This is a genomic window from Janthinobacterium fluminis, from assembly GCF_028595325.1.
Taxonomy (GTDB): Bacteria; Pseudomonadota; Gammaproteobacteria; order Burkholderiales; family Burkholderiaceae_D; genus Janthinobacterium; species Janthinobacterium fluminis.
Genome location: NZ_JAQQXR010000007.1, coordinates 274,716 through 290,542 on the forward strand (window position 1 = coordinate 274,716; position 15,827 = coordinate 290,542).

Below are 15,827 nucleotides of genomic sequence, written 5' to 3' on the forward strand. Positions count from 1 at the left end.
GCTAGCTCTTGAAGTGGTCGAAGCCTTCCAGTTGCAGGTCGAGCGGGCGGGCGGCGCCGTCGACCAGGCGCAGGCCGGGCGCGGCGTCGATGCGGCCGACCCGCGTCACCGGCGTGGCGGCGCCGGCGGCCAGCGCGAGGATGGCCGCGCGCGCGCCGGCCGGCGCCGTGAAGCACAATTCGTAGTCGTCGCCGCCGGCCGCCGTGAAGCGGCGCCGCAGTTCCAGCGGCTGGCGCGCCAGCGCCGGTCCGGCCGGCAGCGCGTCGACGTCGAGCGTGGCGCCGACCCGCGAGGCGGCCAGGATGTGGCCGAGGTCGCCCGTGAGGCCGTCGGAGATGTCGATCGCCGCGTGCGCCAGGCCGGCCCGCGCCAGCGCCGTCCCCAGCGCCAGGCGCGGCGTCGGCGTGTGCATGCGCGCGGCCGCCTGCTCCAGGCTGGCGGCGTCGAGCGCCAGCTCGGCGCGGTAGCCGGCCAGCGCCAGGCGCGCGTCGCCCAGCGTGCCGCTGATCCAGATGTCGTCGCCGGCCCGGGCCGCGGCCCGCCGCAGCGCCTCGCCCGGCGCCAGTTCGCCGAACACGGTGATGCAGATGTTCAGCGGCCCCTTCGTCGTGTCGCCGCCTATCAGTTCGCAGCCGTGGGCGTCGGCCAGCGCGAACAGGCCGTCGGCAAAGCCGGCCAGCCAGCCGCGCTCGGCGGCCGGCAGCGCCAGCGCCAGCGTGAAGGCGACCGGGCGCGCGCCCATCGCCGCCAGGTCGGACAGGTTGACGGCCAGGCTCTTGTGGCCGAGCTTGCGGGCGTCGGCGCCGGCGAAGAAGTGCCGGCCCTCGACCAGCATGTCGGACGAGATGGCCGTCTGCAGGCCGGGGGCCGGCGTCAGCAGCGCGCAATCGTCGCCGATGCCCAGCGTGGCGCGGCCGGCGCGCGGACGCGCGAAGTATTGTTTGATCAGGTCGAATTCGGAGAGCATGGCGCCATTGTACCGAATGAGGTCTAGCCGGCCAGCGCCCGCAGCAGCTTGGCCAGCAGGGCGTCGAGCTGGCGCTGCTCGTCGGCGTCGAGCGCGGCCAGCAGGCGCCGCTCGTTGTCGACGTGGGCGTCCACCAGCGACTCGATCAGGGCCAGGCCGGCGCCGCTCAGCGCGACGAGCACGCCGCGCCGGTCGCGCGGGTGCGGCCGGCGCTCGACCAGGCCGGCCCGTTCCAGCCGGTCGAGGCGGTTCGTCATGCCGCCCGACGACAGCATGGCGGCCTCGTACAGCGCCGTCGGCGTCAGCGCGAACGGCGCGCCGGCGCGGCGCAGCGTCGCCAGCACGTCGAATTCGCCCGGCTGCAGGCCGGCCGCCGCGAACAGCGGGTTGAGGCGGTCGCGGGCGATCACCTGGGCCGCCTCCTGCAATTGCCCGACCAGCTGCATCGGGAAGGCGTCCAGTTCCGGCCGCTGGCTGTGCCATTGGGCGGCCGCGTGCTGCGCGCGATTCATCATTCACACTCCCAACTCTCTTGATGTTAAGATAGATTCATTCGTCTTGATGTTAAGATACTTAATGTCGAGTTAATACTACACCATGCGCCTGCTGGCGCGGCAAGGAAATCCATGCACCTCACACCCCGCACGCCACGGCCGGCGCCGTCGGACTTGCTCACCATCGCCGCCATCGTGCTACTGGGCTTGAATTTGCGGCCCGTGCTGGCGGCCATCGGGCCGCTGCTCGGCGCCATCCAGGCGGCCACCGGCATCAGCAGCGGCAACGCCGGCCTGCTGACCAGCGTGCCCGTGTTCGCGATGGGCGTGTGCGCGCTGCTGGGCGCCCGCTTGCAGCGGCGCCTGGGCAGTTATCGCGGCGTGGCGCTGGGCATCGCCGTCGTCGCCGTGGCCTGCGCGCTGCGCGCCGCCGCGCACGGCACGGCCGGCCTGATGGCCACGGCCGCCCTGGGTGGCCTGGGCATCGCGCTGGTGCAGGCGCTGCTGCCGGCTTTCATCAAGCGCCACTTCCCGCGGCGGGCCGGCCAGTTGATGGGCCTGTACACCACCGGCATCATGGGCGGCGCCGCGCTGGCGGCCGCCTCGGCCGCGCCGCTGGCGCAGCAGCTGGGCTGGTCCGCCGCGCTGGCCCTGTGGGGCGTGCCGGCGCTGCTGGCGGCCTTGGTCTGGGTCAAGGTGGCGGGCGCGCATCCCGCCGGCGGCGCGGCGGCGGCCGTCGGTTTGCCGCTGCGCTCGCCCCGCGCCTGGTTGTTGCTGGTGTTCTTCGGCATCGGCACCGGCGCCTACACGCTGGTGCTGGCCTGGTTGCCGCCGTTTTTCATGCAACTGGGCTGGAGCGCGGCCGACAGCGGCCTGCTGCTGGGCGCGCTGACCTTGACCGAGGTGCTGGCCGGCTTGACGGTGTCGGCCGTCATCAACGCGCTGCCGGACCGCCGCGTGCCGCTGGTGCTGGCGCTGCTGTCCGCGCTGGCGGGCCTGGCCTGCCTGATCGCCGCGCCGGCCGCGCTGGCCGTCCCCGCCACCGTGCTGCTGGGCGGCGGCATAGGCGCGCTGTTTCCGCTGACCTTGATCGTCACGATGGATCAGGTGCGCGACCCGGCCGGCGCCGGCGCGCTGCTCGGCTTCGTCCAGGGCGGCGGCTATATGATCGCCAGCCTGATGCCGTTTGTCGCCGGCCTCATCCGCGAGCAGACGGCCAGCCTGGGCCAGGCCTGGATGGTGATGGCGGGCGGCGTCGTCGTGCTGCTGGCGCTGACCGCGCGCCTGGCGCCGCCGGGCCGCATCGCCGGCGCGGCCGTGCCGGCCTCTTGAGCGCAGGCGCCGGAGGCCATCGGCAAAACGGATCGGCTTGTAAAATTCGATAGGCATTTTAATATGGCTTCCGGCACAAATTATGCGTTTTGGTGATAACAGACTGTGGCTTGGGGAAAATACCTAGCTAATTGAAAGAATCCGTCTGATAAAATCGTAGGCTTTCCGAACGAACAAACAGGAAGGCTGCACAGCATGGATTCGTCATCTGATCAAAAAGAGGAATTGCGTCAACAACTGCGCCTTGCCGCGCTCGAATATCACGAGTGCCCGAGACCTGGCAAAATCAGCGTCACGCCAACCAAGCAATTGACCAACCAGCGCGACCTGGCGCTGGCCTATTCCCCTGGCGTGGCGGCGCCCTGCGAAGAGATCGTCGTCGATCCCGCCAATGCCTATAAATACACGGCCCGCGGCAATCTGGTGGCCGTCATCACCAACGGCACGGCCGTGCTGGGCCTGGGCAATATCGGCCCGCTCGCCGCCAAGCCCGTGATGGAAGGCAAGGGCGTGCTGTTCAAGAAATTCGCCGGCATCGACGTGTTCGACATCGAGATCAATGAGCTGGACCCGGACAAGCTGGTCGACATCATCGCCTCGCTGGAGCCTACCTTCGGCGGCATCAACCTGGAAGACATCAAGGCGCCCGAGTGCTTCTACATCGAGCGCCAGTTGCGCGACCGCATGAAGATCCCCGTCTTCCATGACGACCAGCACGGCACGGCCATCATCGTCGGCGCCGCCATCCTGAACGGCTTGAAGGCCGTCGGCAAGGACCTCAAGCATTGCAAACTGGTGGTGTCGGGCGCCGGCGCGGCCGCGCTGGCCTGCCTGGACCTGATCGTCGACCTCGGCTTCCCGCTGGAAAACATCTTCGTCACCGACCTGGCCGGCGTCGTCTACCGGGGCCGCGTCGAGCTGATGGACCCGGACAAGGCCCGGTTCGCCCAGGACACGCCGATGCGCAGCCTGGCCGAAGCCATCGTCGGCGCCGACATCTTCCTCGGCCTGTCGGCCGGCGGCGTGCTCAAGCAAGACATGGTGCGGCAGATGGCGGCCCGGCCGCTGATCCTGGCGCTGGCCAACCCCAGCCCGGAAATCCTGCCGGAAGACGTCAAGGCCGTGCGCAGCGACGCCGTCATCGCCACCGGCCGCTCGGACTATCCGAACCAGGTCAACAACGTGCTGTGCTTCCCCTACATCTTCCGCGGCGCCCTCGACTGCGGCGCGACGACCATCACGCGCGAAATGGAAATCGCCGTCGTCCACGCCATCGCCGAGCTGGCCCACGCCGAGCAATCCGACATCGTCGCCACCACCTATGGCATCAGCAATCTGTCGTTCGGCCCGGAATACCTGATTCCCATGCCCTTCGACCCGCGCCTGCTGATCAAGATCGCGCCGGCCGTGGCCAAGGCCGCCTTCGACTCCGGCGTGGCGACCCGCCCCATCAAGGATTTGCAAGCCTACGCCGACAGCCTGCAGCAATTCGTCTACCGCAGCGGCACCTTCATGAAGCCGCTGTTCCAGGTGGCGAAGAGCACGCCGGCCGAGCTCAAGCGCATCGTCTACGCCGAGGGCGAGGAAGAGCGCGTGCTGCGCGCCGTGCAAGTGGTGGTCGACGAGCGTCTGGCGCGGCCTATCCTGGTGGGCCGCCCGGCCGTGCTGGAGGCGCGCATCGAGAAATTCGGCCTGCGCCTGAAGCAGGGCCAGCATTTCGACGTCATCAACCCGGACTTCGACGAGCGCTACCGCGACTACTGGCAATCCTATTACGCGATGACCAGCCGCAAGGGCGTCACCGAGGAATACGCGAAGCTGGAAATGCGCCGCCGCCACAGCCTGATCGGCGCGATGATGATACACAAGGGCGACGCCGACGGCATGATCTGCGGCACCTTCGGCACCACCCAGTTGCACCTGCACTATATCGACCAGGTGCTGGGCAAGCGCGCCGGCAGCAATGTCTACGCCGCCATGAACGTGCTGATCCTGCCCGAGCGCCAGCTGGTGATGGTCGACACCCACGTCAACGAGAACCCGGACGCCGAGCAACTGGCCGAGATCACGATGATGGCGGCCGACGAGATGAGCCGCTTCGGCCTGTCGCCACGGGCGGCCCTGCTGTCGCACTCGAATTTTGGTTCGAGCAACAGCGCCTCGGCGCAGAAGATGCGCGCCGCCCTGGCCATCATCAAGGAAAAGGCGCCGGGACTGGAAGTGGACGGCGAGATGCACGGCGACACGGCGCTGGACTCGAAGATGCGCGCCAAGATCATGCCGAACTCGGACTTGAAGACGGACGCCAATCTGCTGGTGATGCCGAACATCGACGCCGCCAACATCGCCTACAACCTGCTCAAGACGGCGGCCGGCAACGGCATCGCCGTCGGCCCCATCCTGCTCGGCTGCGCCAAGCCCGTGCACATCCTGACGCCGTCGGCGACGGTGCGGCGCATCGTCAACATGACGGCCCTGTGCGTCGTCGACGCGGTGGCCCAGCGCAAGGCTTAAGCAAGGCCCCGGCCCCGCGCGGGGCCGCCTCGCCGCGGGCGGCCACGCTCGCGTTGATACAGATCAGATCCCACGCCGCTTTCCAAGCAGACGTGGGATTTTTCATTCTGGTTGATAATTATCAATCCCGCCCCCGGGGCAGGGCCTACCATGCAGTGGAACTCCTGGCCTTGCAGCGGTCAACAATGGGGGAGTAAGTCATTCTTATTTTCAATCCACTGTGTGGCGCAACAGCGCTGCCTGCGCGGGAGTTCACCTGTTAGCACACGCTTTAGGCGCGCAGCGCCAGCGCCGGCGCCACGCGCATGGCCGCCAGCGTGTGGCGCGAACTCGACAGCAGCGCCACCAGGACGGCGCCGGCCAGCGCGGCCAGTGCCGCCCACGGCCCGACCGGCGCCTGGCGCGCGCACTCCTCCAGGAAGCTCTGCCCGGCGAAATAGGCCGGCGGCAGGCTGAGCGCGGCGGCCACGCCGATCAGCAGCAGGAATTCGCGCCCGACCAGGCGGGCGATGTCGGCGGGGCCGGCGCCGAACAGTTTGCGCAGCACGATTTCGCGCGCCCGGCGCTGCAGGCTGAAGGCCGACAGGATGTACATGCCGAAGGCGGCCAGCGCCACCGCGACGCCGGTCGCCAGCGTCAAGATCTGCAGCAGCGGCGCGATCTGGCGCGTCGGCGCCGCCAGCAGGCGGCGCATCGGCATCACGTTCAGCAGGTGGTTCGGATAGTGCTGCCGCCACAGCGCCGCCAGCGCGCCCTGCGGCGCGTCCGCCCCGCCCGCCGTCTTGATGATCATCGTGTGGGTGTTGCGGCCCAGTTCGTAGATGGTGGGCGTGTGCTCGGCCAGCACGTTTTGCGTCAGCAGCGCGGCGCTGACGCCGACGATGCGCTGCGGCGCGTCGCGCAGCGTCACCACCTGGCCCAGGGCGGCGGCGGGGCTGGCGAAACCGAGCTGCGCCACGGCGCCGGCGTCCAGCACGATCAGGCCGGTGCGCCCGGCGGGGTCGGTGGCGGCGTCGAACAGGCGGCCGGCCAGCGGGCGGGCGCCGAACAGCGCGAAGTATTCCGGGCTGACCGGCATCGTGCGCATCATAATGGCCTCGGCGCCGGCGACGCCGGCCTTTTTCATGATGTTATACGATTGGCCGATGCCATCCTCGGCCATCGCCACCTGGCTGACGCCGGGCAGGCGCGCGACGGCCGCGTGGAAGGACTGGCTGGCCGGCGCCTCCATGTCCAGCGGCAGGTCGAGCACCAGCAGCGGCTCGGGGTCGAAGCCGAAATCGAGCGCGTTCATGAAGTGCATCTGCCACGCCATGGTGATGGCGATGCTGGCAAAGCCCATGCCGACGGCGAACTGCAGCACGGTCAGGCCGCGGCGCAGCCAGTTGCCGCCGGCCGCCTCGCTGCCGCGCCCGCCCAGCGTGGCGGCCGGGTGCATGCCCAGCGCCAGCCGGGCCGGATACAGGGCCGCCAGCGCGCCGACGGCCAGCGCCAATGCCATGCCGGCGGCGGCGCCGGCCAGCAGCTTGTCCGGCGTCAACAGCGCGTCCAGGCGCAGGCCGACCAGCGCGCCGAAGCCGGGCAGCAGCAGCCAGGCCAGCAGCATGCCCGCCGCGCCGGCCAGCAGGCAGACCAGCATGGACTCGGCCAGCATCTGGCGCAGCACCCGCCAGCCGCTCGCGCCCAGCACCTTGCGCACGGCGATTTCGCGCTGCCGGCCGATGGTGCGCACCGTCACCAGGTTGACGTAGTTGATCGTCGCCAGCAGCAGCACCAGCACGGCCACGCCGGCCATCGCCGCGAGCAGGATGGTTTTGCCTTTCTTGACCTTCACCTGGCTGCTGCGGGCGACTTTGTCGAGATAGGCGTCGAGCAGCGGCCCCAGCGCGACGTCGAGCAGGCGCGCGCCGCCGAGCCGGGCGCTTTGCTCGGGCGTCAGCTGCGCGCGCAAGGGCGAGCGCTCGGCCGCGTCCGAGAGCAATTGCGCCACCCGTTGCGGCGCCGCGCCGGCGCCCAGGCGCAGGTACAGCAAGCCCTGGGTGTCGCCCCAGTCCGCCAGCATCTTGCGGCGCTCGGCCCCGTCCCAGGCCGCCGTGCCGATGCCGGCCAGGGCCGCCAGCGGCAGGCTGGCATTGTCGGGCGTGTCGTCGAGGATGGCCGCCACCTGGAAGGCCGTCCCGGCGATCAGCACGCTGCGCCCCAGCGCGCGGCTGTCGCCGAACAGGCGCCGCGCCGTCTCGCGCGTCAGCGCCAGCGCGTCGGGCCGCGTCAGCGCCGCCCGCAAATCGCCTTCCCGCGCGCGCAGGCCGAACACCTCGGCGTAGCTGGCGTCGACGGCGTTCAGCGCGACGTTCTGCACGACGTCGCCGACGCGCATCGGCACGCTCAGGCCGACGACCCGGCTGGCCGCCAGCGCCAGGCCGCTTTGCTCGGCGACTTCCTTGGCCGGCATCGGCGCGCTGGCGGACCAGCGCGCGTCGTCCCAGTTGGCGCGGCTCTTGACCACATACACCTGCTCGGCGCCGGGCACGTGGCGGTCCACGGTGAAGCTGAAATACAACTGGGCCAGAATCAGAAAGCTGACGGCCAAGCCCAGCGCCATGCCAAGCACGACAATGGCGGAGTGGGCCGGTTGCAGCAGCAGCAAACGCCAACCGATGCGGAAATCGCGGAATGTCATGGGTGATCCTGGAGAAGAGGGGGGAATTGTCGCATAGGCGTGCTACAGCAATCCCCGTGCCAGCCCCTGCGGCGGCCAATCCTGCGCCGGCGCCGCGCCGCTGTCCGCAACTGTACAAGGCCGACTGTTCAAAAACGGACAGTATTTCCGCGCCCCGCGTTCGCGCCCCGCGCCGCCGGTATTTCGCTGTCAATGGACCGGCGACAATGATAAGATCGTCACGCTAAGCAGTCGATTCCGTGAGGGGCACTCTTCTACACGTATGGAAAACATCAAGACGCGCCTGGGTGCATCGACCTTGCAATTCAGGCTGACGACTCTGCTGGTCCTGCTGGTGCTGGGCGCGACGGTGATCGTCACCCTCATGTCCTTGATGCTGGCCGAGCGCGGCATGAAGAGCGTCATCGGCGACCAGCAATTCGCCTCGCTGACGGGGGCGGCCGCCTATATCGACGAACACATCGGCGCCAAGCGCGACTTGCTCGACGCGCTGGCGCAAGCCATGCCGGCCGCCGCCCAGTCCGACAAGCAGGCCCTGCACCGCTTCCTCGCCAGCCAGACCACGGTGCGCCGGGAATTCTCGGGGCTGGCCGTGTTCGACCGCAACGGCGTGCCGCTCGAACTGCTCTACGAGGGCAGCACGTCGCGCCTGCTCAGCGCCAAGGGCCGGCCCTATTTCGACGCCACGCTGGCGGCGCGCAAGGGCATCATTTCCGCGCCGTTCAAAAGCCTGCTGTCGGGCCAGCCCGTGGTCATCCTCACCGCCCCCGTGTTCGACGCGCGCGGCGAGGTCGCCCTCGTCGTCAGCGGCGGCATCAACCTGATGCGCTCCAGCCTGCTGGAGCCGCTGGGCGATTTGCGCCCGGGCCTGAGCGGCTATATGTTCATCACCAGCGGCGACGGCGTCGTCATCAGCCACCCCGACAAGAGCAAGATCCTGCAGCGCGTCGACGGCCGGCCGGGCGCCGGCGCGGCGGAACTGGCGCCGCGCGGTTTCGAGGGCTGGCGCGAGCAGCGCGACCACCTGGGCAGCCCCGGCATCTACTCGTACAAGCGGCTGCGCTCGACCGGCTGGATCGTCGCCACGCGCTTCCCGACGGAGGAGGCGCTGGCGCCGCTGATACGCCAGCGCCTGGCCGCCGCCGGCGCCGCCGCGCTGTTCGCCTTGGTCGCCGGTTGCGTCGCCTGGTCCGGCATCCGCCGGCTGTTCCGGCCGCTGGAGCGCCTGCGCCGGCAACTGGCCGACATCCTGGCCGGGCGCGCCGGCATCGACGTGCTGCAAACCGGCCAGCGCGACGAGATCGGCGAGCTGGGCGGCGCCTTCCACAAGGCCATGGCCGGGCGCGAGCAGGCGCAGGCGCGCACCCGGGCCAGCGAGCTGCTGGTGCGCACCATCCTGGAGCGCGCGCCGGACGCCTTTGTCAGTTGCGACATCGACGGCACGGTGCGGGAGTGGAACGCGCAGGCGGAAAGCATGTTCGGCTGGGGCCGCGCCGAAGCGATCGGCCGCAATGTCGCCGAACTGATCATCCCCGAGCGCCTGCGCGGCGCCCACCACGCCGGCTTGAAGGTGTTCGCCGTCAGCGGCGGCGGCCCCGTCGTCAACCAGCGCGTGCGGGTGCCGGCCCAGCACCGCGACGGCCACGAAATCCCGGTGGAGCTGTCGGTCGCCGCCATGCCCTGCAAGGGCGGCTATCTGGCCAACGCCTTCATCCACGACGTCTCCGAGCGCATCGCCTTCGAAGAGCAGATCGCCGCGCGGGAAAAGCACATCCGCACCATCGCCGACAACCTGCCGGCCCTGATCGCCTATCTGAACCAGGATGCCCGTTTCGAGTTCAGCAACAGCCACTACCGGCGCGTCTGGGGAGTCGACCCGGCCGCGATGATAGGCAAGACCGTCACCGAAGTGTTCGGCGAGGTCGCCCAGGTGTGGCAGGCGGACCTGGCGCGGGCCCTGGGCGGCGAGCGCCTGCACTACGAGCGCGAAACGCAAACGGCGGGCAAGCTGATCCATCTGATGCTCGACCTGATCCCCGACGTTGGCGCCGACGGCAAGGTCAAGGGCATCTACCTGATGGGCCTGGACATCACCGAGCGCAAGAACGCCGAGTTGCGCCAGGCGGCCAGCGAGCAGCAGGCCGAGGCGGCCAGCCGCGCGAAGAGCGAATTCGTCGCCAACATGAGCCATGAAATCCGCACGCCGATGAACGGCATCCTGGGACTGGCCCAGTTGCTCGGCAATACGGCGCTGTCCTCGGTGCAGAAAAAATACCTGGACCTGATACGCGGCTCGGGCAATTCCCTGCTGGCCATCCTCAACGACATCCTCGATTTTTCCAAGATCGAGGCGGGGCGCATGGACCTGGCGCCGGTGCCGTTCCAGCTCAAGGACGTCATCAACGCGATCGCCACCGTGATGACGCTGAACGCGGCCGACAAGGACCTCGAACTGGCCATCGGCGTCGAGCCGGACGTGCCGCAGGTTTTGTTCGGCGACACCATGCGCCTGCAGCAGGTGCTGACCAACCTGGTGTCGAACGCCGTCAAGTTCACCGAGCGCGGCGAAGTGTCGCTGCTGGTCGAGCAGACGGCGCGCGTGGGCGCCGTGGCGACGCTGCGCTTCAGCGTGCGCGACAGCGGCATCGGCGTCGCCGCCGAGCAGCAGGAGCGCCTGTTCACGGCCTTCAGCCAGGCCGACGCCTCGACCACGCGGCGCTTCGGCGGCACCGGCCTGGGCCTGGCCATCTGCCGCCGCCTGGCGACGCTGATGGACGGGCGCATCGACGTGCGCAGCGACGTCGGCAAGGGCAGCGAGTTTGCGCTGACGGTGGCCCTGACGGTGTTGCAGGACACGGACGGCGCCGCCGACGGCGGGCGGCGCAAGCTGCGCGTGCTGGTGGTCGACGACAACGCCACCAGCCGCGACTTCCTGTGCAAGACCATCCACTCCTGGAGCTGGCAGGCCGACGCCGCCGCGTCCGGCGCCGAGGCGCTCGAACAACTGCAACGGCGCCGCGCGGCGGGCCAGGACTACGACATCGTCCTGGCCGACTGGCAGATGCCCGGCATGGACGGCCTGGCGACGATGGCGGCGCTGCGGGCGGCGCTGCCGTCGGCCGCGCTGCCGGTGGTGATCATGGTGGGCGCCTATGGCCGCGACCAGCTGGAGCGGCTCGCCGCCGCGGCCGACGCCGACGCCCTGCTGATCAAGCCGGTGACGGCGTCCAGCCTGTTCGACACCCTGCACGAGGCCATCGCCCACCGCGCCGGCCTGCCGGCGGCGCCGGCGGCCGAGCCGGACGGGATGCCGCTGCAACGCCTGGACGGCGTGCACCTGCTGCTGGTCGAGGACAACGCCCTGAACCAGCTGGTGGCGCGCAGCATGCTGGAGTTCGCCGGCGCCACCATCAGCTGCGTCAACAACGGCCAGGAGGCGGTCGACATCCTGCGCGCCCGCGCCGGCCATTTCCACGCCGTGCTGATGGACGTGCAAATGCCGGTGATGGACGGCGTCGAGGCCACGCGCATCATCCGCGCCGAGCTGGCGGCGACGCTGCCCATCCTGGCCATGACGGCCGGCGTCATGGCGTCCGAGCGGGCGCACTGCCTGGCGACGGGCATGGACGATTTCATCGCCAAGCCCATCGACGTCGAGCAAATGATGGCGACGATACGCCGGCACGTCTTCGCCGCGTGAGGGCATGGCGGCATCCCGTTCCCGGCAATGATTGTGGAACAGCAAAGATGGCGGCGCATGTCCTTGTATCATGAAGATGGGGCATCTGCGGCGAAGCCCGCGCTTCGGCGGCCGCGCCATGCTGAAGGAAGCGATCCGATGACGAACATGCTGCGGCGCGCGGCGCCTTGCCTGTGCCTGGGCGGCCTGGTGCTGTACTACTTCCTGAGCTCGCCCACCGGCGGCGACTTCTGGTGGTACGACGCGCCGCGCCACGCCATGAACGGCGTGTTCCTGAGCGACCTGCTGAGCGAGGGCGGGCTGGCCCATCCGCTGCGTTACGCCAGGGCCTACTACGAGCAATACCCCGCCATCAACATCGGCTTCTATCCTCCTTTCTTCTACCTCAGCTCCGTGCCGCTGCTGCTGCTGTTCGGCGCCAGCCACGCCGTGGCGCAGGCGGCGGTGGCCCTGTACACGCTGATGCTGGGCGCGCTGGTCTGCCTGATCTGCCGCCGCGCGATGGACCACGCCAGCGCGCTGGCCACCGCCTTGTGCGTGCTGCTGCTCGCGCCGGTCGCGCTCTGGTCGCGCCAGGTGCAGCTCGACGTGCCGGCGGCGGCCATGCACTTCCTCACCGCCGGGCTGCTGATCCGCCACCTTGAGACGCAACGCCAGGGCTGGCTGTTTGCCGCCGCCGTCTGCCTGGGCCTGTCGATGCTGACCCGGGTCCAGGGCGTGTTCGCCGTACCCGTCTTCCTGTTCTTCGTCTTCGGCCGGGGCGGGGCGGGCCGGCCAGCGCTCGGCAAACGCATTGCCGCGACGGCCATCGCCGGCCTGATCGCGCTGCCGGCCATGCTGATGGTGGCCTACTTCAGCAAGGTGAACCAGGCCCTGGCGACGGCCGCGCCGGGCATGCCGCCGCTGTGGAGCCTGGCCAACTGGACCTGGTACGCCGGACAATTGCCGCTGCAACTGGGCTGGCCGGCCCTGTGTCTGGCCGTCGCCGGGCTGGCCGCCGCGGCCAGGGCGGCGGCCACGGGGCGCGCGACGCCGGCGCTGCGAGTGCTGGCCGCCTACACGGTCTGCGCATGGATTTTCTTCAGCGTCGTCTCCAACAAGGACCCGCGCTTCAACCTGCCCGGCATGCTGTTCCTGTTCGTGCTGGCGGCCCACGGCCTCTACCTGTGCGCCGCGCCGGCGGCGCGCCTGTTCCTGCCCGCGCTGGCGGCGTGGCTGCTGCTGCAACTGGGCGCCACCCCCGCCGTGCCTGTCGTCGGCGGCTTTCCGGAGGCGGCGGCGGCCGCCCAGGCGCTCACGCCGCAACAGGCGAACGTGCTGATTTCCGCCCACCGCGACGGCAATTTCATCTACGCCTTGCGCACCCTGGGCCGGCGCCGCGATATCGGCGTGTGCCGCGCCGACAAGCTGTTCGTGGAAATCCACATCATGCGCGAACTCGGGGTGCGCGACCGGAATCTGGACCGGCAAGCCATCCTCGCCATGCTGGACCGCCACAAGGTCGCCACGGTGGTGGCCCAGCCCGGCTACCTGTCGGACCAGCCGAGCATGCGCAACTTCCAGGCCCTGCTCGACGACGGCGTCCACTACGCCAGGGTGCGCACCGTGGCGCTGACCGGCCAGACGGGCCGCGACGAACGCGCGCTGGTGATCTACCAGCGCCGGCGCGGGCTGTAATAAGGGCGTCACATTCTGCTGTCATGATAAAAGATTACAAAATGGTGTATATCCTTTGTCGACTCGAATTGCCACCCTATCCTGTCGTCCGCGCCTGCGCCGCGGGCTTGGCGACGTGCGCGGCAATGCGGGACGCGGAAGCCGGCCGACATGCCTTGTTACGCCGCGCGATTGAGCCGCCTCGGCGCGGTGCTGGCGCTGCTCTGCGGGCTCGCCGCGCCGGCCTCGGCCGCTGACGGCGCCGCCGGCCCGCCGCCCGCCGCGGCGGACGCGCCCGGCCGGCTGTTCGACTTCGACATTGCGGCGCAGCCGCTGGCCGCCGCCCTGAACCGCTACGCTTCCCTGACCGAGCGGGCCGCGCTGTTCCGCAGCGAGGTCGTCGCCGGACGGACCTCGTCCGCCGTGGTCGGCCGCTTCACGCCCGAGGCGGCGCTATCCTTGCTGCTGGCCGGCACGGGCCTGCTTGCCGAGCGCGCCAGTTCCGGCCCGGCCGACGTGTTCGTGCTCAAGGCCCAGGCCGCGCCCGCGTCCGCGATGCAGACGGCCCTGGCCAGCGCCGGCGCCTACCCCGGCCTGGTCCAGGCGCGCATCTGGGACGCGCTGTGCGCCCACGCCGGCACGGCGCCGGGCGCCTATCGCGCCCTGTTGCGCTTTTACGTCGATGGCGGCGGCGCGGTGCAGCGCCCGCGCCTGCTGCGCTCGACCGGCGACGCGCGCCGCGACGCGGCGATGCTGGACGCGCTGCGGCGCGTGCGCATGGCGGCGCCGCCGCCGGCCGACATGCCGCAGCCGCTGACCGTGATCGTGCTGCCGGACGAGCGGCGCGTCGCCGGCGCCGGGCCGCATTGCCGCAGCGGCGGGGTATCTTGAGCGTGCCCGAGAACACCCAGCCGGCCCTGCTGGACTATCTGACCCGGCGCTACGGCGAGCTGAAGCTGCGCCTGGCGCGGGTGTTGCGCAACGCCGACCTGGCCGGCGACGCCTTGCAGGACACCTGGTTGCGCCTGCACAGCCAGCCGGAAGAGGGGCTGGTGGTGCGCAGCCCGCGCGCCTACCTGATCCGCATGGCCGCCAACGCCGCCGTCGATATCCGGCGCCGCCACGGCCAGTCGCTGGCGCATGAGGAAATCAGCGAGCTGCTGGACCTGGCCGACCCGGCGCCCGGGCCGGCGCAGGTGGCCGGCGCGCGCTCCGATCTGGGCCAGCTGGTGCGCCTGCTGGAGCGCCTGCCGGCGCGGCAGCGCGAGGTGATCGTGCTGGTGCGCTGGGAGGGCATGGCGCAGAAGGAAGTGGCGCGCCGCCTGGGCGTGTCGCTGCGCACGGTGGAGCTCGATTTGAAGCGCGCCCACGATTATCTGGATGCCCGGATGGCCGATGAAAAAAAATAATTGCGGTTTTGTGGGGCTCGATCCGTCTTAGACTATGTGGCACCACCCCGAACCAAGCGAGACGATGAAAAGAACTAGACCGGCCGACAGCAGCACCACGACGCCCGCCGCGCTCCAGGCGCAGGCGCGGGTCTGGCTGCGCACGCTGACGTCGGGCGACGTCAAGCCCTGGGACGCCGAGGCGTTCCGGCGCTGGCTCGCCACCAGCGCCGCCCACAAGGAGGCGTTTTACGCCGTCAGGCAGCGCTGGGAGCAGCTCAGGCCCGGCGTCGGCGAGCTGCTGCGCAGCAACGCGCAGGCGGCGCGCCAGCGCCAGCGCAGCCTGCACGCCGCGCCGTCCGGGCGCCGGGCCTTCCTCGGCGCGGCCGTGGGCGCGGCCGCCGTGGCCGGCGTCGCCGTGCTGCATCCGCCGGCCGGCCTGTGGCCGGCGCCGACGGAATGGGGGGCGGATTTCCGCACGGCCGTCGGCGAACAGAGCGCGGTCACCCTGGCCGGCGCCGTCGGCGTGACGCTCAACACCCAGACCAGCGTGCGCCGCCAGGACGACGGCGGCATCGACCTGCTGGCCGGCGAGGCGGCCGTCGACCTGCCGGCGGCGGGCCGGCCCTTCGCCGTGACGGCCGGCGCCGGCCGCAGCGTGGGCCTGTCCGGACGCTTCGAGGTGCGCCGCCTGACGGGCGCGGTGTGCGTCACCTGCGTCGAGGGCGCCGTGCGCGTCGAGCATCCGGCCGGGGTGCGGGCGCTGCGGGCGCGCCAGCAGCTTGTGTACGACGCCGCCGCCGTGGGCGGCGCGGCGGACATCGAGCCGCTGGCGCTGTCGGCCTGGCGCAAGGGCGAGCTGGTGTTCAGCAACGCCCGGCTGGCCGAGGTGCTCGATGAAATCAACCGTTACCGCGCCGGCCGCGTGGTGCTGCTGAACGAGGCCGTGCGCAACAGCCGCGTCAGCGGCCGCTTCGTCATCAAGGCGCTCGATTCGGCGCTGTCCCAGCTTCAGCATAACTTCGACCTGCGCGCCCGCGCGCTGCCGGGCGGCTTGCTGCTGCTGAGCTGACGCCGGCGCGCCCGCGCCGGCCAT

General features: G+C 70.5%; 10 protein-coding genes. 7 read left to right on the top strand and 3 right to left on the bottom strand.

Translation table 11 applies throughout. The features are described from left to right. Nucleotide 1 precedes the first annotated feature (1 nt). A complete protein-coding gene (gene thiL, locus OIK44_RS18875) occupies nt 2-967 on the bottom strand; it encodes a thiamine-phosphate kinase (protein WP_273672928.1) in 966 nt (321 codons plus the stop codon). 23 nt (nt 968-990) lie between these two features. Then, nucleotides 991-1,479: a MarR family winged helix-turn-helix transcriptional regulator gene (locus OIK44_RS18880; RefSeq protein WP_273673009.1), complete on the bottom strand. Its 489-nt coding sequence runs from the start codon at nt 1,477-1,479 to the stop codon at nt 991-993. A 114-nt stretch (nt 1,480-1,593) separates the two neighbouring features. On the opposite strand from OIK44_RS18880, the gene OIK44_RS18885 reads away from it, so the two are divergent. Both OIK44_RS18885 and OIK44_RS18890 read left to right on the top strand, forming a co-directional pair. Next, nucleotides 1,594-2,793 carry an MFS transporter gene (locus tag OIK44_RS18885; RefSeq protein WP_273672930.1) on the top strand — a complete coding sequence of 400 codons (1,200 nt, stop codon included), beginning with the start codon at nt 1,594-1,596 and terminating at the stop codon, nt 2,791-2,793. Between the two features lie 195 nt (nt 2,794-2,988). After that, nucleotides 2,989-5,307, top strand: coding sequence for an NADP-dependent malic enzyme (locus OIK44_RS18890; protein ID WP_273672932.1), 2,319 nt, complete (start codon nt 2,989-2,991; stop codon nt 5,305-5,307). 271 nt (nt 5,308-5,578) lie between these two features. Here OIK44_RS18890 and OIK44_RS18895 read toward each other — a convergent pair whose 3' ends face one another. Beyond that, nucleotides 5,579-7,987, bottom strand: a complete 2,409-nt coding sequence (locus OIK44_RS18895; RefSeq protein ID WP_273672934.1) for an ABC transporter permease — start codon at nt 7,985-7,987, stop codon at nt 5,579-5,581. Between the two features lie 262 nt (nt 7,988-8,249). On the opposite strand from OIK44_RS18895, the gene OIK44_RS18900 reads away from it, so the two are divergent. The 5 genes from OIK44_RS18900 to OIK44_RS18920 all read left to right on the top strand — a co-directional run bounded on the left by OIK44_RS18900 (nt 8,250) and on the right by OIK44_RS18920 (nt 15,803). Then, nucleotides 8,250-11,687, top strand: coding sequence for a response regulator (locus tag OIK44_RS18900; RefSeq protein ID WP_273672935.1), 3,438 nt, complete (start codon nt 8,250-8,252; stop codon nt 11,685-11,687). 138 nt (nt 11,688-11,825) lie between these two features. Next, nucleotides 11,826-13,364 carry an ArnT family glycosyltransferase gene (locus tag OIK44_RS18905; protein ID WP_273672937.1) on the top strand — a complete coding sequence of 513 codons (1,539 nt, stop codon included), beginning with the start codon at nt 11,826-11,828 and terminating at the stop codon, nt 13,362-13,364. A gap of 150 nt (nt 13,365-13,514) precedes the next feature. Then, a complete protein-coding gene (locus OIK44_RS18910; RefSeq protein ID WP_273672939.1) occupies nt 13,515-14,234 on the top strand; it encodes an energy transducer TonB family protein in 720 nt (239 codons plus the stop codon). A gap of 2 nt (nt 14,235-14,236) precedes the next feature. Then, complete coding sequence (locus tag OIK44_RS18915; RefSeq protein WP_273673010.1) at nt 14,237-14,752, top strand: RNA polymerase sigma factor; 516 nt, start codon at nt 14,237-14,239, stop codon at nt 14,750-14,752. A gap of 64 nt (nt 14,753-14,816) precedes the next feature. Next, a complete protein-coding gene (locus OIK44_RS18920) occupies nt 14,817-15,803 on the top strand; it encodes a FecR family protein (RefSeq protein ID WP_273672941.1) in 987 nt (328 codons plus the stop codon). Nucleotides 15,804-15,827 lie beyond the last annotated feature (24 nt).

Coding starts and splice junctions, on each gene's coding strand:
- thiL (WP_273672928.1), bottom strand. CDS start 967: ATGCTCTCCGAATTCGACCTGATCAAACAATACTTCGCGCGTCCGCGC.
- OIK44_RS18880 (WP_273673009.1), bottom strand. CDS start 1,479: ATGAATCGCGCGCAGCACGCGGCCGCCCAATGGCACAGCCAGCGGCCG.
- OIK44_RS18885 (WP_273672930.1), top strand. CDS start 1,594: ATGCACCTCACACCCCGCACGCCACGGCCGGCGCCGTCGGACTTGCTC.
- OIK44_RS18890 (WP_273672932.1), top strand. CDS start 2,989: ATGGATTCGTCATCTGATCAAAAAGAGGAATTGCGTCAACAACTGCGC.
- OIK44_RS18895 (WP_273672934.1), bottom strand. CDS start 7,987: ATGACATTCCGCGATTTCCGCATCGGTTGGCGTTTGCTGCTGCTGCAA.
- OIK44_RS18900 (WP_273672935.1), top strand. CDS start 8,250: ATGGAAAACATCAAGACGCGCCTGGGTGCATCGACCTTGCAATTCAGG.
- OIK44_RS18905 (WP_273672937.1), top strand. CDS start 11,826: ATGACGAACATGCTGCGGCGCGCGGCGCCTTGCCTGTGCCTGGGCGGC.
- OIK44_RS18910 (WP_273672939.1), top strand. CDS start 13,515: ATGCCTTGTTACGCCGCGCGATTGAGCCGCCTCGGCGCGGTGCTGGCG.
- OIK44_RS18920 (WP_273672941.1), top strand. CDS start 14,817: ATGAAAAGAACTAGACCGGCCGACAGCAGCACCACGACGCCCGCCGCG.